Here is a 23,543-nt window from a genome sequence, read left to right on the forward strand (position 1 = left end):
TCAGATGCACGGTAAAATAAGGAAAAGAGCGATTCTGCTGGGCACTCTCTTCGGGCTGCTCATTTGCGCTTTTACACCTTTTAACAACACCTACTTAAACGCAACCCCGCTGGCCGGTGGACATTTCCCGCTGGCACCGTTCTTCATACTTGCATGGCTGACCGCAATCTGCGCACTGCATCGTAAGGTCTTGCGTTCACATCCGCTGCTGACCGGTCTGGACCTGATGACCATGTGGATCCTTATGGTCATTGTTTCCGGTATTTCCTACACCGGTCTGGCCCGAACATTTTTTATCAACCTGACCGCTCCGTTCCACTTTGCCACCCTGGGCAACAGATGGAAGGAAGTGCTACAGCCCCTGCTGCCGGAATCACTTCACCCCACCGATCCCAAGGCAGTAGAACAGTTATATAACGGCATCAAGGGCGGCCCATTCATGGACAACCTTGAGATTTTCAATTCCATACCTTGGGGATCGTGGATTACTCCGCTCATGTGGTGGGGGGCTTTCATTCTGCTTTGCTATTTCATGATGCTCTGCCTGACCAACATTTTCAGCAGGCAATGGGTGGAAAACGAGCGCTTGAACTTCCCGCTCCTGCAGCTGCCCAGATTCATGGAAGAAGCAATGGATCAGGGACTGTACGGCTCTTTCCTCAGCAACAAATTTTTCCTGATCGGCCTTATCTTCTGCATTTGTCTGCATCTGATCAACGGGTTGCATTTCTACATTCCTTCTGTGCCGGAAGTACCGACACTAATTCTAGCCGGTAAATATTTTGCCAAAACCGGGCTGTTTTCAGGGTTCCAAAAACTGAAAATTTACTTCTATCCAGCATTCGTGGGCTTTGCCTTTCTAGCTTCAAGGCAGATATCTTTCAGCTTCTGGTTCTTTTTCCTGCTTGGCGGATTATTTTATGGAATCCTCAGTGCATCAGGTTTGAACATCCCTGCCTCCGCGTTGGGTGTAACCTTCGGCCCGACCCTGACACACCCGGAAGAAACCCAGATGATCGGGGCTTACCTTGCATTTTTCTGCTTTATCATCTGGCTGGCCCGCCAGCACCTCAAACAGGTCATCAAGGAAGCTTTCGGAGCAGATTCCACTCGCGGCGAAGCAGAATGGATGTCTCTTCGCTTCTCTTTCTGGGGCCTTGCTGTTTCAGGTTTTCTACTCACTGCATGGTGCGTATATTTCGGTATCCCCCTGCTGGTGGCCGTAGTTGTCCTGTTGGCATTCTTCGTCTTCACGCTGGTAGCATCCAAGGCAATCTGCCAAGGAGGTATTGCCTACTTTACCCTGACCGCCGCACCAATTGACTGTGTAACCACAATTTTCGGTTCCAAATTCTTCGGCTCAGTAGGAATTGCCATCACTGCCATGTGCCAGAAGATTCTTTTCGTTGACCTCAGGGAATCGCTTATGCCCTCACTGGTGCACGGCTCAAAGATCAATGAATGGATCAAGAATAAACGACTTTTCCTGCTCGGCATAACCATCATCCTTCTGCTGGGTGTAATCGTATCTTTCGGGGCTATGCTTATGGTCTGCTACAAATACGGCATCCGTGAATTGCAACTGGACTGGGCAACCCGCACATCCATGAACGTCTACGATAACGTAGTCCGCATAATTCAGGAACCAGCAGCAACTTCACACTGGGTAACCACCTTCGCCACTGTTGGCGCACTGGTTATGTTTGTGCTGATACTGGCTTACAACAGGCTACCGTGGTGGCCGCTGCATCCCATCGGATACCTGACCGCCTACAGCTCAGCCATGAGAATTCTCTGGTTCAGCTTTTTCCTCGGATGGATCTGCAACCAGCTGACTCTCCGCTATGGCGGAGTAGGATTGTTCAAGCGGGTCCGTTACCTCTTCTTCGGCCTGATTATGGGCGATTTCCTCATGGGCGGAGCATGGGCGCTTTACGGACTCTACGCAGGACAAAGTTATCAGGTACTACCCGGCTAAATCCAGTTAACAAGCATAATGAGACATACACATGCATAATGATAAAGAACTACAAGAATATCGGGATCTATTAAAAACCCCGACCCATTTTGAAGAGGGCTTTGACTGGAAAACCATTGTCGGTGCCATCTTCATCGGCTTCCTGATGATGCCGGGAAGTATGTACCTGCAGTTGGTCATCGGTCAGGGTATCGGCCCTGCTGCCCGCTGGGTAACCATCATCCTTTTCGCTGAAATTGCAAAACGTTCCTATACGGAACTGAAACAACAGGAAATATTCCTGCTCTACTACATGGCCGGAGCCGCATTGGCCTCGCCATTCTCAGGTCTGCTATGGCAGCAATACTTAGTACAGTCGGACGCAGCACGTATGCTGGGGCTGACCGAATTCATCCCGACGTGGATTGCCCCGCAACCGGGATCCGAGTCTCTCATTGAGCGCACCTTCTTCCACCGCGACTGGCTGATACCGATTTTGTTGCTGGTAGGTGCACAGATTGTACAACGAATTGACCATTTCGGACTTGGATACGCCCTTTACCGCATCACTTCAGATGTAGAAAAACTGCCCTTTCCCATGGCTCCTGTCGGTGCTCTGGGTACTATGGCCTTGGCTGAATCCACCGAAGAAAAAAAGGCCAGCTGGAAATGGCGTGTCTTCTCTGTGGGCGGAGTCATCGGACTGGCATTCGGTACTATTTACGTACTCCTGCCAGCTGTTTCAGGATTATTATTCACCGAACCGATCAGGATTATTCCTATCCCGTGGGTGGAGCTTACGCCCTATACGGAAAAGATACTTCCAGCTGTTGCAACCGGTATACAGTTTGACCTCGGCCTGTTTTTCATCGGCATGGTCCTGCCTTTCTGGGCTGTCATCGGCGGGCTTATCGGTATCATCATTACCTTTGTCGCCAACCCGGTTCTTTATGAACATGGCATCCTGCACCGCTGGCATCCGGGCATGGAGACAGTTGAAACGGTCTTTGCAAACAACTTCGACTTTTACATGAGTTTTTCCATCGGCCTCGGTCTGGCTATCGGTCTGATCGGTATCTGGTACGTAGTCAAATCATTCCGTGGAGAACATGCCAAGCACCGCGAATCGTGGAGTAAACTTTTCGAGCCGCCGGAAGGACGCGGGGACATCAACTTCTGGGTTTCCATCGCCATCTACGTATTCTCTACTCTTGCCTACGTGGGCATGAGTTTACTGCTGGTACCCAATTTCCCGTGGATTTTCTTCCTGCTCTACGGCTTTATCTACACTCCGGTGATTTCGTACATTACCGCACGCATGGAAGGTATTGCAGGACAGTTTGTCAGTCTGCCGCTGGTCCGTGAGGCAAGCTTCATCGCCGGAGCAAAATTTTTCGGTTATCAGGGCATTGAAATCTGGTACGCTCCGATACCGATCCATAACTATGGTGAGGCTACTGTCCATTTCCGTGAAATCGAACTGACCGGAACATCCATCCGGGGCATCATCAAGGCTGAGCTTGTCGTTTTCCCGGTTGTCATGATTGCCAGCCTGCTCTTCTCGCAATTCATTTGGCAACTTGCACCCATTCCGTCCGCAAACTACCCTTATGCGCAGGAACTCTGGCATCTGCAGGCCCTGAACACTTTGCTCATGCAGACCTCGACACTTGAAGGCAACTCCTTATTCTTCCAGGCCCTGAGCGGCCCGGTAGTCATGGGCGGGATAAGCCTGGGACTTGTTCTTTACGCCATACTGAATTCACTGGGATTACCCGTCCTGCTGGTATATGGTGTTGTCAGGGGACTTGGTCAAAGTACACCCCACGGATTTATTCTTGAAGTTGCCGGAGCATTGATCGGACGTTATTTCTTCCAGAAAAAATACGGAACCATGTGGCGTCAGTATGCCCCGGTCCTGCTGGCTGGTTTCTCATGCGGCATGGGTTTGACAGGTATGTTTGCCATGGGTTGCACTCTTATCCTGAAATCACTGGGAAAAATGGCTTACTAATCAAATCAGCCCATTTGTTTAGAACAATTCTGATAAAGAATTAAACTTTGCGGATGATTGGAAAATGTTTTAGTTAACCTTGCTTCGGCTTGATTATCCGCATTGTATTTGCACTAATATGATTTTCGGCTTTCCAGACAGTCAGACGGAAAGTTTTCCATAAGGAACAGATAATGGATTTTAAGAATATAGCTTGGGATGGCATCAGCTTTGAGATCCCGTCCAACTTCGAGGTCAGCGGAATTGATAAGAAATTCCTGCAACTCGACAATGGAGAATATCCTTGTATTGAACTACGCTGGTACGATGCCGGCAGGACATATAAGGAAAAAACATATTTCAGGCAGCTTGCCAAAAAGATTGAATCAGCATCCGGACTCAAAATTGAATCCACGGTCATGCCATCTTCATGGAAAGGCCCGCTTAAAAAATACGATACTACCGGCTTCTACTGGCAGTCTGACCTCGCTACAGGACGCGGGGTTATGTTTTACTGTAAAAATGCAGCCAAAGTCATGCTGGTTCAATTCATCGGCAAATGCGACGATCAGATCGACGATGCTGCAGTGAAATTATTCAGCAGCCTCAAATTCCACGATTCAGACGCTGAAAGAATCTGGCAGATCTATGATATGAAAGCCGCTCTACCCGGATCAATGGATCTCGATTCCTTTGAGTTCAAGCCCGGCAGATTCAATATAACTCTTACAGACCAGACAGAAACAGTAGAACTTTTCCGTTTCAGTCCTGCCGATGTAATCCTCAAAGACTGCACTCTGGGTGATTTTTCCAGAGAGCTCTTCAAGGAAGACATAAAAACTTTGGGGCTTTCCATAGCTGAACTTGAATACGGCAAAGGCGCTACCTGTATGTTCGGTCAGGAAAAGAGTCCTTCTACCGCCAAACTTGCTCTAGCCAAATTAAACTCTAAACGCCGTCCATATGGCCAGATTGAAATCCGCTACACACAGGAAAGCAATCGAATTCTGGCTGTAATGGTTAAATCACGTCAGTATATCCCGGAAGACAGGGCAAAAAATATTTTCAGGAATTATGAAATTATTTAGGAAGAAAAAACAAGTTATTCCGGAAATGACCAGGGGCGAAGCCATGGCCTGCAAGCCCCTGAAGAATCAAGAAATAACTGAAACACGCATGGAGAATGGATTGGTAATGCTTTCCTACCCATTGCGGCTGAAACCGCTCTTCGCTGACGTGGCAAAAAGATTTGGAATGTGGAAAGACGGAAGCCCGCCCATTAAAAAATTGGAACTTGATGAAATGGGAACTTTGGTCTGGGATATGATTGACGGAAAAACAAGTGTCCGCAAAATAGCATCTGGTTTTGCGCAAAAATATCAGGTTCTGCCCCGCGAAGCAGAAGTTGCAACAGCTTCATTTCTAAGAGACTTGGGAAAACGGGGGCTGGTCGCTTTCAGTAACGAACACACCGGAACGAAATAGTTCCGCCCGGACAAAAAAATCATCTAGATCAAAAAAATTTTAACTGCAGGTCAGTTTAATATATTCCTCAAAACTTACGCCATTCCAGACTTTGCTTACCCAATAGGCGGAAGCCCAAATCATTAATGCAGTGGAATGCACATCTGAGAGACGCTTTAATTTAGCCTCAAGATTAGGCCAGCTTACGCCATGATTGGTATGCACATTCTCTATTTCGCAAGCCTCTTCAACCTGCAAAAACAGATAAGCCCCCTTACATTGGTTGGGCAGAATTTTTACTCCCTGATATGCTTCCAGAACTGTTTTAAGTTCAGAGACATTTAATTCCTGAGCAACAGCGCGCATGGATTTAAAAAACATATCCACAGCCCAAGGCAAAATAAATTCGGCCCCCGCACTCTTGGTCTTGAAATAATTCTTAAGCCACTGCTCATGATCATGCGTGATTCTAGCTGCAACCTGCGGCATCATATCCTCCTAAGAATACTCCTCTACTGATAACACTCATTTAATAACTACATTTAACAAACATATCAAGACTTTTTCTAGAAAAACACCACACCAATTTAACGATCAAAGCTTTCTCTTATCTGCTTAAAAAGACTGAATAAAAGAGCTCCAGGAACAGCTTTACCGTTAATTTCCATACTATCAATGCGCACGACTGTATTGTTATTAGGTGTAACATTTTCTTCAGTTACGAGCATAATCTTTTTCTGTGAAGACTGACCTTCGCTGGCATCAATAACAAGAATCCACTGTCCGCTCTTTTCTTGCCATTCGAGATCCACACTTCTATGCGAGTTAATGCTATTCTCAAGAAGTTTAACAAAATCCTCCAAAGAGAAATGCTTACGCCCTTTACCTGCCACGCCAAGATATTCGCCCTCAGAATTACGGATAACCAAAGGACGCTCCAAATACTCAGAAGAAGGAAAGGAAGATTCATCAGGACCGGAATCTCCAGTCCGTAACAGTCTGAACAACTCAGCACGATCACGCTTCAAACGACCAATCTCCATAGCCATGTCCAGAATTCTTTCATTTGTTTCGGCGGAAAGCTTACGCTTTTCTGTCCTGAGCACAGATACCTCTTCACGCAAATCACGCAATTCAGCTTGAAATAAAGCCTGATTAGACAGCAAGTCAGAAACCTTGCCAAGAACTGACGACAAACCTTTAATCACGGTCTCCATATCCGAACTGGACTCAAGACCGGCCCCACTGATCAATTGTTGATCACTTTTTATATTTTCTATTAATATACCGAACTTTAAACTTAATTCATTTTCAATTTGTTCAGTTGTCCAATTCATTCCATACATTTCACGTATCCTCCTAAAAATTTCAACTACCTCTGCAGAATACCTTTGCCTACGCCCTAATCCACCCATTGAAGGAATAAATTTCGAATACTTATCCTTATAATAGACCACAGTCGATGGAGGAATACCAAGCCTCCTACCGACCTCTCTCAAACTTAAGTACTGATTTGACATACCAACTGCTCATTTGTTGTTTATTTTTAAATTAAACAAACAATAACTCCCCAACAAACACAAGTCAACACTTAATTAAACAATACTATGTTCAATATTAAATCCATTTTGTTCAACTGAACAACCAACGACACGCACGACTGGACAAATACAAATTCATGATTAATTTATTAATTAGATGAGAAGAACATCGACGGAGGGTATGTGGAAATAGGATCTAAACAAAAAACAATATGCGAATTGAGTCGCCTTAGTGAAAAAAGATTAGAGTGCGTAAAGTGACGGAGTAATATCCCACAGCCACGTAGCGTGGCATGCGCACTTTTCTCTTGCCCTGCTTAATATTTCGGGTGTAACTAAAACTAAGGAGAAACGGGGGACATTTATCCCGAAAAAACTAAGCGCTACAAGATGTTAGAAAAGATAAAAACAACAAACCTTCAAGAAGGCATGTTCGTCGTATGCTCTGCTAATGGCTATTCCAGCCTGCCAACTGAACTATCCAACCATGCAATATCTTCGAAAGCAGATATTTCTGCCATCCTGCAGCTTAATATAAATGAAGTCCTGATTGATTCTGAAAAAAGTTCTGTCATAAACTCATTTCCCCAGACAACATACTCCGAAGAGATTTTTTTTGCCCGCGAGGCCTACAACAACGCCCTCAGTTATATTCAAAAAATATTTGAAACAGTAGAACGGGAAGGCACTCTTGAAATTTCTGAATACAAAAAAGGCGTAAGCCCGCTGATTGATTCCATTGACAGAAACAATAGCGCTGCAGCCAGCCTTACCGTATTGGCCCGCGCGGACAGATATCTATACACCCACAGTTTGAACACTGCGATACTCAGTGCCATACTTGGCCGTTATATCGGACTTTCACGGGAAGCGGTCGAAGAACTTTCAATAACTGCAATGCTGATGAATATCGGTCAGCTATGGCTGCCGAAAAATCTTATGAACAAAAAGGGCAAACTATCCAAGGATGAGTTCCAAAAGATTAAATTTCATCCGTTAAAAGGTTGCGAGTACCTTGCCGGACAAAACTCACCTCAGATCATAATCAACTCCATAAGAGCACATCACGAAAAATATGATGGATCAGGATACCCGCAAGGTCTATCCGGCAACGACATCCCTCAGTATGCACGCATCATATCCATCTGCGACTCATATGATGCACTCACTTCAGATCGCCCGTATCGAGAAGCCATGACTCCAAACTCGGCAATCAAACATCTCTATTCCATGACCAATACTGCATTCCACCCCAGATATCTGGAAAGCTTCATAAAATGTGTGGGTATTTATCCTGTGGGCTGCTTTGTAAAACTTTCCGACGGCCGCTATGGAGTGGTAGTGACCAACACTCCGAAAGCCCCGCTTCTACCTCAAGTTAAAGTCGTTTTCAGCAGCAGATTCAGAGCTATTCATCCTGAATTTATAGACTTATCTAAAAGATCCAATGGCTCAAACGGTGATAATCTTGAAATTGTCGAATGCATTCACCCAAAGACATTCAAGCTGGAGCTGGACAGGTTCCTCTGGTAATTATCACTCTTACACGAAAGTAACTTCGACACGGTCCACATAATCCTTTAACAAATCCAGCTCGACCAAAACCTCTTCCTGCCGGTTTTGAGCTGCATTGCTTTCTATTCTTCTGCCAATATCTCCAAGCAGTAAAAAACCATAATTCAAGGCCGAACCTTTAAGGTTGTGACCTATACGTGCAGCTACTGTCATATCCCCATCCACCAGAGCTTGCTCTAAAGCCTCAATCTCTTTATGGGTGATCTCCATAAATCCCGGAATAAGACCCTGCAAATCCCTATCTATTCGTTCAACAATCTGTAACCCCATACAATCCCTACCGGTATACATAGTTCCACGGCAAACGTTTCATAAAGCGATCCAAATAAAAAAGGGTACCGCTTTTATAGCGTTACCCTTACTATTATCAACTAGATCTGCCGCAGGCAAAAACTAATTCACAAAAACGAATGATTATTTACGGCTGTTATTCTTCAAGCTGCTGGATGCCATCCAGTTTCCACATTCCATCAGAACCGACAGGTTTTACAAAATGCCAGACTTCACGCACCTGCGAAGGCTGAGACTGGGAAGGATCTTCGCGCAGAAGAACATCATAGTAGACTGTGACATTGGTAACGCCACCCTCTTCCTTAACTTCCAGCAATCTTGCATTAACCATCAAAACATCAGTCTGGGACTGGCCGGGATCTTCCTTGGCCTGCTGCTTGATCTCATTCACCACACCAGCGGTTGCAAACTGCTCAATGTCCGCCATATCACGGTTATCCCATGACTTCTGGAGACGGGTGTAAACCGCCTTTGCTCCTTCAAGGAACTCCTCTTCATCAAAACCGGCAGGAATATTTACAACAGGTCCGCTCTGCGGTGCCGCTGAACCGGAAGCCTGCTGCGAAGAAGGCTTGGAAGAGAGATGATCCCACGCATTCTGAGCTGCATGCTCCCTGCGAGCATAAGGGTCGGCATTGGCATTGTTGTGGTTAGACTGGGAGTAGTCCGGACCACGCTGATAATTCCCCTGCCTATACATATCATCAGTCCCACGACTGCGGGACTTGAAAAATTTAAATCCAAGATAAACAAGCAGGCCGATGATCAGGAGATTGAAGAAACCGCCCCCCATTCCACCGAATCCACCGAACAAGGAGCCGAGAAAAGTTCCGGCCAGCAGACCACCAAGGAGTCCCATACCGGGACGAGCAAAGCCGCCCTGCTGATTGTTAGTACCGCTTGCCTGCTTCTGGGAAGTAGCTGTTGATGTCGGTTTGTTGTAAGTTTTTGAAAAAGATGGCTTGCTGCCGAAGGATTTTCCCCCGCCCATTCTTTTCGCGTCGGCATCACCGGCCATAAAAGCCAGCAGGCAGACAACGGTAAGAGGAAGAACCAAATACCCGAGTAGTTTCATCTAATACCTCATTTACTTAAGTTAAAAAAAAGACCGCGACCGAAGCCGCAGTCCTTTAGATAATTACGCTAACGCTACCTGTCCAGCAATATCGGACCTATTCAATACTTTTTTTCAGAAAGCCGAGCTCAACCATTGCCTCACGGATCTTTTCCACATCCAACGGTTTAGTCAGATAAATTGAAGCCCCACCCTTATAATAAGCTTCAATCACATTAGAAGGATCCCCTAGAGCACTGGTCATCATAACCTTGGTTTCGAGATGATGAGGGATGCCGTGTTCCTTTTCTATCTCACGGATTTCTTTCAGTGCTTCCTGTCCATCCATTTCAGGCATCATGATATCAAGGCAGATCAAATCATAACGATCCCCGGACTCCAAAGCATCTGTAAAAACCTGTATCGCCTCGGCTCCATCCACAGCAGAGTCACATTGCCCGTAGCTTGTCATCACATGCGTGAGAAATTTCCTGCTCGCAAGCTCATCTTCAACAATCAAAATCCTCATATCGTCTCCTCATCCAATTATAGACTTCAAGAGCATTACATTAGAACACACCGGGATTATATATGCAATTATATACACAAAATGATCAATTACGGTTTATGTTGCACTGAGTTGAAATGAGAGGTAATTATTCACCAAAAATTTAACAGGAACTGTTCATGATCGAAACAATATCATCCATATTTTCATTTATATCAGGAAAATACGAAGCCAATCCTCACTGGGACCACTGGCCCTTCGGCCCGGGCTACGGAGACTTCTGGGCTTCCGTTACTAAAATGCTCTTTGTAGCCGCAATACTTGGTGTAATTTTACTTTTCCTGCGTGTTCTTTTCGGTCCCAACGGAAAGTTCAGAGACCCGGACCTTGATCGCGAAGCAGCCGAAATGCGTGAAAAAGAATTGGCTCAGCTTGAAGAAGATCTGAAGTCAGGAAAGATTTCCGAAATCGACTATAAGTTCAAGAAAAAAAGAATCATGCTGTAGACAGATGACTCATTTAAAAGAAATTTTCAGCCGATTTGTCAGTCCATACCTGCAAAATGCAACCGACAGGGAACGGCCTGACATTCAGCTGAAGATAGACCATTCATTTGATGTTTTCGAAAATAGCCGGAATATCTGTGAATCACTTTCACTTCCTGCGGAACGGACTGAAACAGCCCAGATAGCAGCCCTCTACCACGACACAGGAAGATTTCCACAATATAAGGCATACGGAACATTTAAAGATTCAGAGTCCTGTAACCACGGGACTCTGGGTGCCAGAACCGTTCTAAAATATGCCCTTTTGAACGAACTGCCAAGAAAACAGCGCAATACGATCCTCGGCGCCATTGCCCTGCATAACCGCAACGCACTCCCCTCTTTCCTTTCCGACGAACTTAGAATTTGTACTGAAATCGTCCGTGACTCAGACAAGATCGACATAATTAAGGTGCTGATTCCGCATCTGACCGGAGTTCTTCCCGGAAATGAAGTTCCGCTTATGGGACTGAAAGAAAAACCGGAAGAAATAACTCCGGCTATCCTTCAATCTGTAAAAGAAGGTCGGCAAGGTGCCTATCAAGCGATGAAATGCTTGAATGATTTCCGACTGCTCCTGCTCAGCTGGGCTTATGACTTGAATTTTGAATGGTCGCGCAAGGAAATGATCAAACGTGGCTACGTTGAAACACTCATGAGCCAGCTTCCTGATACAGATCAAATACATGCACTTCGCAATCCGATAATAGAACAGCTTAACTCTTGATCGATTTTATGGAATAATGAAATTCAAGATCTCTTGTCATTCGTAAATTCAAACTTACTTTTTCAAGTAGACTTTAGAAAACACAACACCTTACCATGGACAGCTAGAATATGACCGAAACCAATTACGATATTATCATTCTGGGAGCAGGCCCTGCGGGACTGCAGGCTGCCATCCATTCAGCAAGAAAGGGACTCAAAGTACTCATCCTTGGTAAAAACGACAAGAGCAGCCTCTGGTGGGCACACATCGAAAACTTCTGCTGCACACTGGAAATTTCCGGTGAGCAGATCCTTAGAACAGGACAACAGCAGGCCGAAAGTTTCGGTGCAGTATTCTTCAATGAAGATGTATTGAAGATCAAAACCCCGGACTTGATGGACCTCAGCGGTGGCGGATTTACTGTGACCACCGAGACAAAAGAATTCAAGACCAAAGCAATAATTATCTGCACCGGAACCACCCGCAACAAACTAGGAGTTCCCGGAGAAAAGGATCTTTTCGGAAAGGGCGTGAGCTATTGTGTGGAATGCGACGGAAACTTTTTCCGCGGAGAAGAAGTGGCTATTGTCGGCGGCGAAAGTGCCGCTGCCGGCGGAGCACTCCACCTCTCCCATCTTGCTTCCAAGGTTCATCTTGTTTCAAAGGAATTTAACTTCGCCCCGGAACTTATGGAAAAACTCAAAGCCGTGAATATCATTATTCACGAAGGTGCTGAAGTTCAAGAAATCACCGGGAAAAGCGGTGTTGACGGCCTTGTTCTCAAGGACGGCAGCAAACTCGATGTAACCGGCGTATTCATAGAACTGGGTGCAAAGGGAGTCATGTCCCTCGCCGCAGAGCTTGGTATCCAGCTTGATGAATCCATGAAATTCATTGAAACCGACAAGCAGATGCGCACCAATGTCCCCGGCATTTTCGCTGCCGGAGATATCTGCGGTCCGCCGCTCCAGATGGCAAAAGCCGTCGGTGAAGGATGTGTGGCAGGTTTAAGCGCTGCCAAGTACGTCCGCAAAGCTTAATTCAAATTTGATGCGCTACGCGCTTTTGATGATTGTAATACCTGATAATAAAAACCGGGCTGACCTTCAGGGCAGCCCGGTTTTCTTTTAGCGTTCTGAGTAAATATAGTTGGGATACAGCGCAGCATGCCCTTTAAAATCACCTGCAATGTCTTCAGGCAAAACTCCTATCGTGGCGATGACATTGTAACCTGCTCCTTGAAGTCCCTTGCGTACTTCCTCGCAATAATTTGAACCTTCCGGATAATTGGGCGGTAACATAAACAGTTTTTGCCACCCGGAAAATCCGGCTTTAGACAGATTCTCCATAAGAGGGACACGAAACCCTTCAGCCCTGTATGACACCAGAAAAACTGGAATATTTCGTTGCAGCAAAAATTCAAACAGAACAATGGAAGGTCTCACAGCTGGAAGCGTGCTCAAAATAATATGTGATTCCAGATCACTGACCGCAGCAGCGTTGTCTGAAAAGCCCTGCTTCCTGCGCGCTTCATAGGTGGATAACAAGACATCCTCCACCACCATCACTACAGCAGGATACTTGACCTGCCCCTGAATAGCCTTAACCGCTACATCTGCTATAGCCTCCGCCTTATGTGAAATGTCTTCCCTGTACTTTCCACTGTCGTGGTAAGCAATTATCCGTTCCCGGACATCAGGCAGGGACACCATTTCCGTAGGAGCCTTGGCGATAGTCTTTTTCGAAGCAACACACCCACTGACGCATACCAGCACTAAGAAACAACAAATCAACCGCAACTTCAAATTCTTTCCCTCCAGCAAAATATCCGGTTTAAGGGAAATTAGCACAAGGAAGTCACTGCCGACAAGTACGTCATGTTGAACTATTTGTTTTTCCTTATAAAAATAAATGCCCCGGCAACGGCAGTAAACGGTGCAACTGTCACCAGCCCGAAACTGCCCACCAGAGTCTTTAAAATTTCAGCAGAAACATAAACAAAGTTGAAGGTATTGATCAGCGGGACTCCCTGAGCCATAAACGCCATAAGCAGTGTTATAAATCCGCCGGAATAGGCCAGCAGCAAAGTGGTCGTCATGGTTCCCACAACTGCCCTGCCAACCCTGATTCCCGAAGCAAGGGCCTGCATAGGACTGATTTCAGGATTAGCTCGGACGACTTCATCCATACTGGCAGCAACATCCATGGCAAGGTCCATAACCGCCCCGGAACAAGCCAGAAAAACAGCAGCAATGTAAATACGGGTTAAATCAAGATGTCCGAAGCCGGAATAAAGAAGAGTTTCCGCAAATGGCATTACCGCACCGTGTAAATGCAACTTACCGGTAAAATATATTGCCAGCAGACAACTGGTGAAAACCCCGAGAAATGACCCAAGAAAAGCGACAACTCCCTTGCGGTTCAATCCTGCAACCATAAATATAATCACCGCGCAGAGTCCTGCGACTACCCCTAGAGTAATCCAGACCGGATCGACACCTTCCAGAAGAGCCGGAACAAGAAGCTTCCAAAGCACCAATGCCGTGAACATGAAGGAGAACAAAGCCTTGGCTCCGGTCCAGCCACCAAATACAAGCAGCAGAAAGGAAAATAGCAACAGCATGGTCAGCTCAAGATCAATGCGATAATGATCCTGAGGCACTGCATACATCGGGTTTCCCTGCACATCATAAGTAACAACAGCAAGGGCTTCATCACCGGGGACAAAAAATTTATCCTTATCCATCTGACCCAGAAGCTCGTTGGTTCCAGTGAACACCTGTCCCTGAAACCGCCCTTCGAGAATCTTCATCGTCACAATTTGCGGCCCGGTTTTAACCATGCCGAACTGATCAATATCCAAATTATCGACGGAAACAACTTCCGCACGACAGCGCTCGGCATTTTCCGCTACCCGATGCTCAAATTCAGTGGGGATAAAATAAAGAATTGCTGTAAACAATGCGAAGACAGCAACAAGAATGAACTCTCTGTTTTTTAATAATGCGGACATATTCTCAGGGGTTGAAATTTATCAGATATGCTAAAGGCGGAGTGCCGAAAGACACTCCGCCCGAAACAGCTAAAGTACGATAAATCTGCTAGTTGGCAGCAAACTCAGCGTTGTTGATGGCGGCATGAACTTTAGGAGTCATGCCCATAACAGCCATAATTTTGTATGCGATATCAATGTTATCGTAATAACCGTTGAAGGAAGAAGAACCTACGCCCATTGCGGAAGTGGCAACGGGAACACCGGTGTGCTTGTAGGATGTCCAACCGAGGCCGGCGTTGTTATTCAGAACATGGGTAATGGTCACGGTCAGAGGATCGTATTCACCATAAAGATTGTAAAGCTCGGGATCTTTGATCTTTTCGTCATTCATGGTGCGACCATAAGCTTCCTTGAGCATGGCAAGCTGGTAATCCTTTACAACAAGAGGATTCTTCTTGGCGTCACCTTCAAACTCAAGACCGAAAAAATGAGTAATGGTAGGCTGAAAATCTTCAAAACTGGCATTACCTTTGTGTTCTTCTTTCCACAGTTTAACCACCTGATCAGAAAACTGCTGGAAAGAAATGGTCTGGGGCTTGAGAGCATCATAGTAAGAACCGTATTTAGTTCCTGCGAAGCCGAGAGTCAGACCACCGCACTCATGGTCTCCGGTTACAACAATGAGAGTTTCCTCGGGATGCTTTTTAGCAAACTCAACAGCCTTGGCAATGGAATTGTCAAAAGCAATGGTATTCTGAATAAAAGCTGCGGCATCGTTTGCATGACAGGCCCAGTCAATCTTACCGCCTTCAACCATAAGGAAAAATCCTTTGGAGTTGTCGAGCATTTCAATTGCCTTGGCAGTAAATTCAGGAAGGGTGATATCCTGAGGACGCATATCCATGGCATAAGGCAGAGCCTTGGAATCCTGAAGCCATGCATTCCAGGAGATGACTTTACCGTCAGCAGGCTTGAGAGCCATAAATTCATCTTTATCGGTAACTACGTTGTAGCCGGCGTTCTTGATCAGTTCGAGAGCGTTACCTTTGTAGTTTTTGGAATTTTTCTTCTTGTTGGTAACGTCTTTCAGACCGCCACCGCCGAAGAAGTCAAAATCACTTTCAGAAAGAGCAACATCAATGTCATAGTACTGTCCGCGAGTGGGGACATGAGCGTAAAAAGCAGCCGGGGTAGCATGGTCAATTGATACGCTGGAAACAATACCGACTTTCTTACCATCAGCTTTAGCCATCTCTGCGATAGATTTAACATGCTTCTGATTGGGAGCCATGCCGAGCATACCGATGTTGGTTTTCTGGCCGCTGGCAATGGAGGTAGCGGAAGCTGCAGAACCGGTAATGAACCTGTCAGCAGCAAAAGTGGTGGTCATTCCCTGCGCGGGGAAGGAGTTCATAATAAGCTGTTCACCGGTGAAAGCCTCGGTAGCCCCCTTTTGGGGCAGCCCCATACCATCACCAATGAAAAGGAAGACGTACTTGGCAGGTTTGCCTTTGTATACGCGAACCTTTTTGTCTTTTGCGTATGCAGGGGCTGCAGCCATAAACGCGGCGCAGACCATAAGGGCCATCAATACTCTGAGTTTGTTGGAAAATCTCATCACTTTCTCCTGATAATTGATTTATTTTAAAATAGGACTCACGTACCCATTTCACCAGAGAGTCTTATCAGTCGAATGTGTCCTTTCTGTCACAGGTAGAAGTATTTTAGGAAAACCACATCATAAGGTTGTCTGCATGCAAGGGAAAGAGCTGAATTATTTTTTAACATCATTAATTAACCAAAAGCTTATTTTCTATTGATACATATGCTACAGTACAAATTAATGACAATACGAATCACTTAACACGTACAAATTTTAAAGCTAGACAATTCCATCCAACTTAAGTATACAATAGACAGTTAATATTGTTTAACAAATCAAGGATTACCCGGTGCGTAGTAAATTTATCCCCATCTCTATTATACTTATTGTTCTCTTCGGGCTGGCTGTTGCCGGTTATGTATCGCCTGAGAAGAAAGAAAAAATACCAGTCCGCGTTCTATTTAAGAACAGCGGAGGTAAAGTAATTTTCAACCACATCCGACATCACCGGGATTATGAAATACCTTGTGATAATTGTCACCACGAGCGTAAGACAAAGGACGATGAACCGCTTCCCTGCGGCTCTTGCCACCCGGAATCCTTTGATAGGGATTATGTGCGTGAACATATCCGTTCATTCCCGGACACCAGCTATTGCGTACAGTGCCATCATGCGGAACTCGGCAAGCTTAACTTTGATCATGCCGCCCATGAAGAATATGCGGATGAAGACTGTCTGGCCTGCCACCATAATACTGATATAGAAAAAGAACCCCAAAAGTGCGGCAACTGCCACACCAACGCCGGAACAGCAGAAATTCCCAGTGTACGCAATGCAGCCCATGAACGCTGCATAGACTGCCATGACGAAATGTTCGAGGCGGGCTTAAAAGGCTGCACTCCATGCCATAAGATGCAGGACATGAATGACTATTCAGGAGATTTCACCTCCTGCGACCAATGTCATCAGGAAAATGACAAGGATCTCGTGCTCAACCGGACCAATGCTTTCCATGACCAATGCATGGATTGCCATAAGAAACTGCAACGCGGCCCTTACAAAGACAGTGACTGCTCTAAGTGTCATTTAAAATAAAGGAAGACTGGACATGAATCCTCTATTTTCACTCGCTCCATCCGAACGCGGCCCCATAGTCAATACATGGGAGCAGGACCTTGGAGGCCCGTTTGAAATATGTATTGAAATCACCGGACTTGAACCACTTGTGCAAAAAAATGAAAAAGTGGCAAAAGCCCAGCCTGTTGCAGCCGACAAGGCAAGCATTAAGCCGACAATACACAGTTCCATCTCCGGTACAGTAACTGACGTAAAAAAAGACTTCATTACTATAAGAGAAGAAGGCGCCCGCGTTGCCGAGCCTGTTGACTTTCCCGGAACAGGAACCCGGGAGATGCTCAACGCCCTGCGGGAAAACGGAATCAATGTCCGCGGACTGAAAAAAGACTCCACCCTGATAATCAACGCCATACCACATGAAGTCGGAATGGACGGACACCGTTATCTGATTGAAGAATTCACAGACATCATGGTTATCGGGCTTAATTACCTCAAGAAAGCAATTACCCCCAAGGCCTGTGCGTTAGCCTGCCCTACCGGAATGGATTGGACTATTCCCGGCTGCACCGGATATGAAATTGATCCGGTTTACCCCAACAGCCTGCCTGAACTGCTTACCAAAGCCATAACCGGAAAAGAAATGCCTTCCGAAGTATGCGTTATTGATGCAGCAACTCTTTACCGCATCGGCAGAACCATCCACGGACGCCAGCCTGTAACCTTAGTTATAGTTAAAATTGGATCGACTTCTTTCCTTACTCCGGTAGGAACCCCTGTAGGAACCCTGCTCAAACTTGCCGATTTCAGACCCGCTGAACATGACAGGGTCATATTGGGAGGCCCATTAACCGGAGAAGCCGTATACAGTTTGAAGCACGGAGTATCCCCGGGTACACAGGCCATAACCATACTCAAAGCTCTCAAGGAGCCCACAGTAAAAGACAATCCCTGTGTGGGTTGCGGAGAATGCGTTATCCACTGTCCGGCCCGATTGGAACCGAATATGATTTCCCGCCACTCGGAATTCGGTCTTTATGAGAATACGCAGACATACAACATTGCCTCCTGCATTGAATGCGGACTTTGCGGATACTGGTGCAGGGCCCAAAGGCCCATGCTGCAATACATCCGTCTGGCTAAAAAAGAACTGGCGGCCAAGCCGATAATTGAAGACTTGAGGGAGCAGCAATGAAGCCATTAAACGGGACCCCCGTACTGACAGTCTCCTTCCCTCCCCATGCCCATTGCGGAAGGACATTCAAGCTGGATGCATTGGAAACAATCCTCGCTTTGCTTCCAGCTGCAGCCTTTGCTGTCTGGCATTATCAGATGCTGGCTGTCCGGGTATTGGCCCTTTCCTGCTTCACGGCAGTTATCGCCGAAAGCCTCTGCCTGTATGTCATGAAACGGGAAGTTGAAGCTGATAACTACACAGCCCTGCTCTACGGGCTGCTGTTTGGTTTTCTGGTTCCCCCGGCAGCTCCGTGGTGGCTGGTGACAGTAGGCAGCTTCATCTCTGTTTTCATAGGCCGCATGATTTTCGGAGGGCTTGGCAGCAATCCGCTTTGCGTGCCGCTGGTAGGCTGGGCTGTGCTGACAGTTTCATGGCCGGAGCTTATGGATTTTGACATGACCATGCTGGCTTCGGAACTGACCTATCCATTGAGCCAGTTGAAAAACTTCGGCCCGGAAACGCTGGATGAATATTCGCTCAAATCTCTACTGCTTGGCTTCCAGCTTGGAGGCACCGGGGCAGCTCAAGCCGGGGCCGTCATGCTGGGCGGTATTTATCTGCTGGCCCGCAGAATTGTAAGGCCGGACATTCCGCTGGCCTTCATGACCGGAGTCGCAATGACCGCAGCAATTTATTTTTTCATTGAGCCTCTTGAATACGCTTCACCGGAATACCATCTACTCTGCGGCTCAACTCTTTTCGGGGCATTCTTTCTGGCAACAGACGGACCGTCTTCACCCGCCGGACATATTCCCATGCTCATCTACGGATTCATCGGAGGATCACTGGTCGTCATCATCCGGGTCTACGGTATTTACCCCGATGGCGTACCCTTTGCCATTTTACTGGCCAATCTGATGACTCCACTGGTTGATAAGCTCAAGCCCGGACCGTTCGGCGGCGTCACCAACATCCATCTGCGGAGGCGGTCATGAAAGATGGCATAAAAATGATCGCAGTGCTGACTCTCATCTGCGGGATGTTCAGCGTGACCCTCGCGACTTTGAAGGAAGCCACTGAAAGCCGCATTGAAGAACAGGTGCTGACCTATGTGCAGGGACCTGCAATCAGTGAAGTACTTAACGGATATGACAATTCCCCGGTAAAGGACCGTAAGAAATTCAATGCTCCGGGACTGGAAAACGAGGTTACTGTTTTCCCTGCCATAAAAGGCGGACAGCTTCTCGGTGTTGCCCTTGAGACTTTTGCCAAAGGTTATGGAGGAGACGTAGGAGTCATGGTCGGATTCAACCTGACGGATAATAACCTTTCAGGTATCGGCATCACTACCATGAAAGAAACCCCCGGTGTCGGATCAAGAGTAGCCGGACACGGATTCACCAGCCAGTTCAAGGACCACACAACAGCTGTTGAACTTACTTCCAAAGGCGGAAATATCGAAGGAATTTCCGGAGCGACCATTTCTTCAACCGCATCCGTTGAAGCGGTAAAACAGGCTGTTTCCATTTTCCAGAAGATCAAACCACAGATTACTCAAGCTTGGTCAAAGGGGTCATAAGATGAGCAGATTATGGAAAGAATTTTCAAAAGGACTCTGGAAAGACCTGCCGCCGTTCAAAGTCGTGCTCGGCCTCTGCCCGGTGCTGGCTGTTACCAAAACAGCGGATAACGGTTTCGGTATGGGCATGGCGGTTATCTTCGTACTGACCATGTCCAACATCCTTGTTTCCATCTTCCGCAAAATAATTCCGCCCAAGGTGCGTATCGCCTGCTTCATCGTTATCGCAGCGTCGCTTGTTGTCTCGGTGGAATTGCTCATGCAGGCATTTGCCTATCCACTCTACCAGCAACTGGGCATCTTCGTCCCACTTATCGTTGTAAACTGTATCATTCTAGGCCGGGCTGAAGCATTTGCCTCCAAGAACCCGATCCTGCTCTCCGCTGCGGACGGTCTAGGCATGGGTATCGGTTTCACTATTTCCCTGACCCTGCTTGGCGGACTTCGTGAGCTTCTCGGCTACGGCACCATTTTCGGCAATCAGATTATGCCTGACAGCTACAAACCGTTTTCATTCATGATTGAGGCCCCGGGAGCCTTTGTCTGCCTTGGACTATTGCTCTCTGCCATGAACATCTTCACCAGTTGGCAGGCCAGACGAAAAGGACAGGCCGTACTGGATAATCCCGGCCATGACTGCAAAACCTGCGGTATTTGCAGCCGATAAAAGGAGCCAGCCATGAAAGAATATTTCCTGCTCTTTATCTCGGCCATATTCGTCAACAACATTGTCCTTGCGCAATACCTGGGCAACTGCCCGTTCATCGGAACTTCCAAGAAAATTTCCGTAGCCATGGGCATGGGCGGCGCTGTGGTCTTTGTTGCCACCATGGCGGCAGCCATTACATGGACGGTGCAGGAATACCTGCTCGATCCGCTTGGTTTGGAATATCTCCAGACCCTTACCTTCATCCTTGTCATCGCCTCACTTGTTCAGTTTGTAGAGATGTTCCTGAAAAAAGCAGTACCCCCACTCTACAAATCGCTCGGTATCTTCCTGCCGCTCATTACCACCAACTGCGCGGTGATGGGTATTGCCATCATCTGCCAGCGGGAAGAATTCACTTTCATCAAAACCGTGGCTTTTTCCTTCGCATCCGGACTTGGTTTCATGCTGGCTTTGATTGTGCTTTCCGCCATTCGGGAAAAAATTGAAGTTTCAAGGACACCCAAATCCATGAAAGGCACTCCCATTGCGCTGGTTATGGCAGGCTTGATGTCTCTTGCTTTTTTTGCCTTTAAGGGGATGATTTAATTATGATTCTTAATTCACTTCTAGTACTCATGGGACTGGGCTTTACCGCCGCAACGATTCTCGCTGTGGCCTCCAAAATCCTGCACGTAAAAGAAGACCCGCGCATTGCACAGGTTGAGGACGTTCTGCCCGGAGTAAACTGCGGAGGCTGCGGTTACGCAGGATGCAGTGGTGCGGCCAATGCAGTGGTGGAAGGTAAATCAGGAGCCAATGTCTGTGTCATCGGAGGCATCGACACAGCCAAGGCTGTCGGGGCGGTTATGGGACTGGAAGTGCTGGACATGGAACCGGAACTTGCTTTCCGTGACTGTACCGGCGGAGAGCGTGCTGAAGAACTTTTCAATTATGAAGGAGCAAACAACTGCCGTGCACAGGCCCTGCTCTATAACGGTTCCAAAACCTGCCCGGAAGGATGTCTCGGACTTGGAACCTGTGTAGCAGTATGCCCATTTGATGCAATCCATATGGGACCAGAAGGATTACCGGTGGTTGATCCGCTAGCCTGCCGCGCCTGCCGTAAATGCGTTGACGCCTGCCCGCGCGGAGTCCTTTCCATTGTTTCCATGAGTGCCAAACTGCTGCACGTGGAAGAAGTCAACGACTGTCTTGCTCCCTGCCAGCAAAGATGTCCGGCTAATATCAACATTCCCCGCTACATCGAAGCTGCAAATAAAGGAGATTACGCCGGGGCGGTAAATATTATCCGTGAACGCAATCCGCTGCTGCTGGTTTGCGGCCGGGTCTGCCCGCGCCCGTGCGAAACAGTCTGCCGCCGCAGCCATGTGGATGAACCGGTAGGCATCAACATGATCAAACGTTTTGTGGCCGACTGGGAAATGAAGAATAACATGCGCCTGCCTATTCCCTGTGCCAAAGACACCGGACACAGGGTTGCTATTATCGGCGGAGGTCCGGCAGGCCTTTCCTGCGCTAACTACCTGCGCCGTCTAGGACACAGCCCGACCATCATTGAGGCCATGCCTGAACTTGGCGGACAGCTGCGTTACGGCATCCCGGAATACAGGCTGCCCAAGAAAGATCTTGCATGGGAAATCCAAGGCATACTTGACCTTGGAATTGATGTGCGTACAGAGCAGAAACTAGGCACAGACTTCACTATTGACGACCTTGCAGAAGAAGGATTCGAAGCATTTTTCATGGGCATAGGTGCTTGGGCCAGCGGTACCATGCGCATTGATGGCGAAGAAGCCCAAGGCGTAATTTCCGGTACGGAATTTCTTACCGCTGTAGGACTAGGCCAGACACCGAATATCGGCAAGAAGGTAATTGTTGTCGGGGGCGGAAACACAGCCATTGATGCAGCCCGGACAAGCATACGCTTAGGATGTGAAGTCACCCTGCTCTACCGGCGCACGCGCAATGAAATGCCAGCCAACGAAGAAGAAATTATTGGTGCTGAAGACGAAGGCGTAAAATATGTATTTCTTTCCGCACCAACCAAAGTCATCATTGATGACAAAGGCAAAGCCACTCATCTGGAATGCATAAGAATGGAGCTTGGTGAACCCGACGACTCAGGGCGCCGCCGTCCCGTGCCGGTAGAAGGAACTGAAGAACGTTTTCCGGTGGACACCATCATCTCGGCCATCGGACAAAAACCCCAGCTTTCCTGCTTCTATACTGCAGGTGAAGAGCAATGCAATATCGACTTCACCCGCTGGCGGACCATTGATGCAAACCCGGACACCCTGCAAACATCAATTCCTATGGTATTTGCAGGCGGCGACGCTGTCTCAGGTCCTGATCTGGTAATATCTGCAGTAGGAGCAGGAAGACACGCTGCCCGTTCAATCCACTATTTGCTGACCACAGGAGAAATTCCTGTAGCAGATAACACCATGCATAACCTGATCCCATATACCCTTTTTAAGGATGTAGACGGCTGCAAGAACAAAGAACGCACTGAAATGCCCCATAACTGCACCGGCGAAGACCGTACATCGAGCTTCAAGGAAATTGAAGGCTGTCTCAGTGAAGAAGAGCTCCGCTACGAAACCTCCCGTTGCCTGCGCTGCGGCCTGATCTGCTACGATCGAGATGTTCCTCTGGAAACCATATTCACCAACCGTGTCGGGGAAAAAGTAGAATAGGCTTCAGCCTGCTAAAAGAGCCATTTGCCTGACTGCAGAGCAAACACCTGAGGCAAGGCGCAATAAGAAACCGGAACGAAAATAATAAAAAAGGGCGCATCGGGAAATCCC

The 23,543-nt window shown here is 47.3% G+C and carries 23 protein-coding genes; 15 read left to right on the forward strand and 8 right to left on the reverse strand.

Going from position 1 to position 23,543, the window contains the following annotated elements; genetic code table 11:
• Nucleotides 1-4: 4 nt before the first annotated feature.
• The 4 genes from ACKU40_RS07140 to ACKU40_RS07155 all read left to right on the forward strand — a co-directional run bounded on the left by ACKU40_RS07140 (nt 5) and on the right by ACKU40_RS07155 (nt 5,435).
• Nucleotides 5-1,978, forward strand: coding sequence for a DUF6785 family protein (locus tag ACKU40_RS07140; RefSeq protein ID WP_320175825.1), 1,974 nt, complete (start codon nt 5-7; stop codon nt 1,976-1,978).
• A 31-nt stretch (nt 1,979-2,009) separates the two neighbouring features.
• Nucleotides 2,010-3,971 carry a peptide transporter gene (locus ACKU40_RS07145; RefSeq protein WP_320175826.1) on the forward strand — a complete coding sequence of 654 codons (1,962 nt, stop codon included), beginning with the start codon at nt 2,010-2,012 and terminating at the stop codon, nt 3,969-3,971.
• Between the two features lie 173 nt (nt 3,972-4,144).
• A complete protein-coding gene (locus ACKU40_RS07150; protein WP_320175827.1) occupies nt 4,145-5,038 on the forward strand; it encodes a hypothetical protein in 894 nt (297 codons plus the stop codon).
• Nucleotides 5,025-5,435 carry a PqqD family protein gene (locus ACKU40_RS07155; RefSeq protein WP_320175828.1) on the forward strand — a complete coding sequence of 137 codons (411 nt, stop codon included), beginning with the start codon at nt 5,025-5,027 and terminating at the stop codon, nt 5,433-5,435. The genes ACKU40_RS07150 and ACKU40_RS07155 overlap by 14 nt, the downstream gene beginning before the upstream one ends.
• Nucleotides 5,436-5,474: 39 nt before the next feature.
• Here the strand turns inward: ACKU40_RS07155 and ACKU40_RS07160 are convergent, their stop codons facing one another.
• Nucleotides 5,475-5,903 (reverse strand): hypothetical protein, encoded by a 429-nt coding sequence (locus ACKU40_RS07160; RefSeq protein ID WP_320176366.1) that lies wholly within the window; start codon nt 5,901-5,903, stop codon nt 5,475-5,477.
• Between the two features lie 98 nt (nt 5,904-6,001).
• Entirely contained in the window at nt 6,002-6,934 is a 933-nt protein-coding gene (locus ACKU40_RS07165) for a MerR family transcriptional regulator (protein WP_320175829.1), read from the reverse strand.
• Nucleotides 6,935-7,345: 411 nt separating this feature from the next.
• Here ACKU40_RS07165 and ACKU40_RS07170 point away from each other — a divergent pair, with 411 nt between their 5' ends.
• Nucleotides 7,346-8,488, forward strand: a complete 1,143-nt coding sequence (locus ACKU40_RS07170; protein WP_320175830.1) for an HD-GYP domain-containing protein — start codon at nt 7,346-7,348, stop codon at nt 8,486-8,488.
• 9 nt (nt 8,489-8,497) lie between these two features.
• Here ACKU40_RS07170 and ACKU40_RS07175 read toward each other — a convergent pair whose 3' ends face one another.
• The 3 genes from ACKU40_RS07175 to ACKU40_RS07185 all read right to left on the reverse strand — a co-directional run bounded on the left by ACKU40_RS07175 (nt 8,498) and on the right by ACKU40_RS07185 (nt 10,404).
• On the reverse strand, nt 8,498-8,800 hold the full coding sequence (locus tag ACKU40_RS07175; RefSeq protein ID WP_320175831.1) for an Hpt domain-containing protein: 303 nt from the start codon (nt 8,798-8,800) through the stop codon (nt 8,498-8,500).
• Between the two features lie 157 nt (nt 8,801-8,957).
• A complete protein-coding gene (locus ACKU40_RS07180) occupies nt 8,958-9,896 on the reverse strand; it encodes a TIM44-like domain-containing protein (RefSeq protein ID WP_320175832.1) in 939 nt (312 codons plus the stop codon).
• A 97-nt stretch (nt 9,897-9,993) separates the two neighbouring features.
• Nucleotides 9,994-10,404: a response regulator gene (locus ACKU40_RS07185; RefSeq protein WP_320175833.1), complete on the reverse strand. Its 411-nt coding sequence runs from the start codon at nt 10,402-10,404 to the stop codon at nt 9,994-9,996.
• Nucleotides 10,405-10,562: 158 nt separating this feature from the next.
• Between ACKU40_RS07185 and ACKU40_RS07190 the strand changes: the two genes are divergently transcribed.
• From ACKU40_RS07190 to ACKU40_RS07200, 3 genes are all read left to right on the forward strand, one after another.
• Nucleotides 10,563-10,889, forward strand: a complete 327-nt coding sequence (locus tag ACKU40_RS07190) for an SHOCT domain-containing protein (protein WP_320175834.1) — start codon at nt 10,563-10,565, stop codon at nt 10,887-10,889.
• Nucleotides 10,890-10,893: 4 nt separating this feature from the next.
• On the forward strand, nt 10,894-11,655 hold the full coding sequence (locus tag ACKU40_RS07195) for an HD domain-containing protein (RefSeq protein WP_320175835.1): 762 nt from the start codon (nt 10,894-10,896) through the stop codon (nt 11,653-11,655).
• Between the two features lie 110 nt (nt 11,656-11,765).
• A complete protein-coding gene (locus ACKU40_RS07200; protein ID WP_320175836.1) occupies nt 11,766-12,677 on the forward strand; it encodes an NAD(P)/FAD-dependent oxidoreductase in 912 nt (303 codons plus the stop codon).
• Between the two features lie 87 nt (nt 12,678-12,764).
• On the opposite strand, the gene ACKU40_RS07205 is transcribed toward ACKU40_RS07200, so the two are convergent.
• From ACKU40_RS07205 to ACKU40_RS07215, 3 genes are all read right to left on the reverse strand, one after another.
• Nucleotides 12,765-13,442, reverse strand: a complete 678-nt coding sequence (locus ACKU40_RS07205; protein WP_320175837.1) for an HAD family acid phosphatase — start codon at nt 13,440-13,442, stop codon at nt 12,765-12,767.
• An 80-nt stretch (nt 13,443-13,522) separates the two neighbouring features.
• Complete coding sequence (locus ACKU40_RS07210; protein ID WP_320175838.1) at nt 13,523-14,650, reverse strand: YibE/F family protein; 1,128 nt, start codon at nt 14,648-14,650, stop codon at nt 13,523-13,525.
• A gap of 88 nt (nt 14,651-14,738) precedes the next feature.
• Nucleotides 14,739-16,250, reverse strand: a complete 1,512-nt coding sequence (locus ACKU40_RS07215) for an alkaline phosphatase (RefSeq protein ID WP_320175839.1) — start codon at nt 16,248-16,250, stop codon at nt 14,739-14,741.
• A gap of 334 nt (nt 16,251-16,584) precedes the next feature.
• Here ACKU40_RS07215 and ACKU40_RS07220 point away from each other — a divergent pair, with 334 nt between their 5' ends.
• Genes ACKU40_RS07220 through ACKU40_RS07250 form a run of 7 tightly spaced genes read left to right on the forward strand, consistent with a single transcriptional unit; the run spans nt 16,585 to nt 23,432 of the window.
• The gene (locus tag ACKU40_RS07220) at nt 16,585-17,331 is read left to right on the forward strand and encodes a cytochrome c3 family protein (protein WP_320175840.1); all 747 of its coding nucleotides are present in this window, start codon (nt 16,585-16,587) and stop codon (nt 17,329-17,331) included.
• A 13-nt stretch (nt 17,332-17,344) separates the two neighbouring features.
• Nucleotides 17,345-18,505 carry a 4Fe-4S dicluster domain-containing protein gene (locus ACKU40_RS07225; RefSeq protein WP_320175841.1) on the forward strand — a complete coding sequence of 387 codons (1,161 nt, stop codon included), beginning with the start codon at nt 17,345-17,347 and terminating at the stop codon, nt 18,503-18,505.
• Nucleotides 18,502-19,482 (forward strand): RnfABCDGE type electron transport complex subunit D, encoded by a 981-nt coding sequence (locus tag ACKU40_RS07230; RefSeq protein ID WP_320175842.1) that lies wholly within the window; start codon nt 18,502-18,504, stop codon nt 19,480-19,482. Before ACKU40_RS07225 ends, ACKU40_RS07230 begins: the two co-directional genes overlap by 4 nt.
• Nucleotides 19,479-20,066, forward strand: coding sequence for an RnfABCDGE type electron transport complex subunit G (gene rnfG / locus ACKU40_RS07235; protein ID WP_320175843.1), 588 nt, complete (start codon nt 19,479-19,481; stop codon nt 20,064-20,066). Before ACKU40_RS07230 ends, rnfG begins: the two co-directional genes overlap by 4 nt.
• Nucleotide 20,067: 1 nt before the next feature.
• Complete coding sequence (locus tag ACKU40_RS07240; RefSeq protein WP_320175844.1) at nt 20,068-20,733, forward strand: electron transport complex subunit E; 666 nt, start codon at nt 20,068-20,070, stop codon at nt 20,731-20,733.
• A gap of 12 nt (nt 20,734-20,745) precedes the next feature.
• The gene (locus tag ACKU40_RS07245; RefSeq protein WP_320175845.1) at nt 20,746-21,321 is read left to right on the forward strand and encodes an RnfABCDGE type electron transport complex subunit A; all 576 of its coding nucleotides are present in this window, start codon (nt 20,746-20,748) and stop codon (nt 21,319-21,321) included.
• 2 nt (nt 21,322-21,323) lie between these two features.
• On the forward strand, nt 21,324-23,432 hold the full coding sequence (locus ACKU40_RS07250; RefSeq protein ID WP_320175846.1) for an FAD-dependent oxidoreductase: 2,109 nt from the start codon (nt 21,324-21,326) through the stop codon (nt 23,430-23,432).
• The last annotated feature ends 111 nt before the right edge of the window (nt 23,433-23,543 follow it).

Origin of the sequence: Maridesulfovibrio sp. (genome assembly GCF_963666665.1) — a bacterium.
In the GTDB taxonomy this organism is placed as follows: domain Bacteria; phylum Desulfobacterota; class Desulfovibrionia; order Desulfovibrionales; family Desulfovibrionaceae; genus Maridesulfovibrio.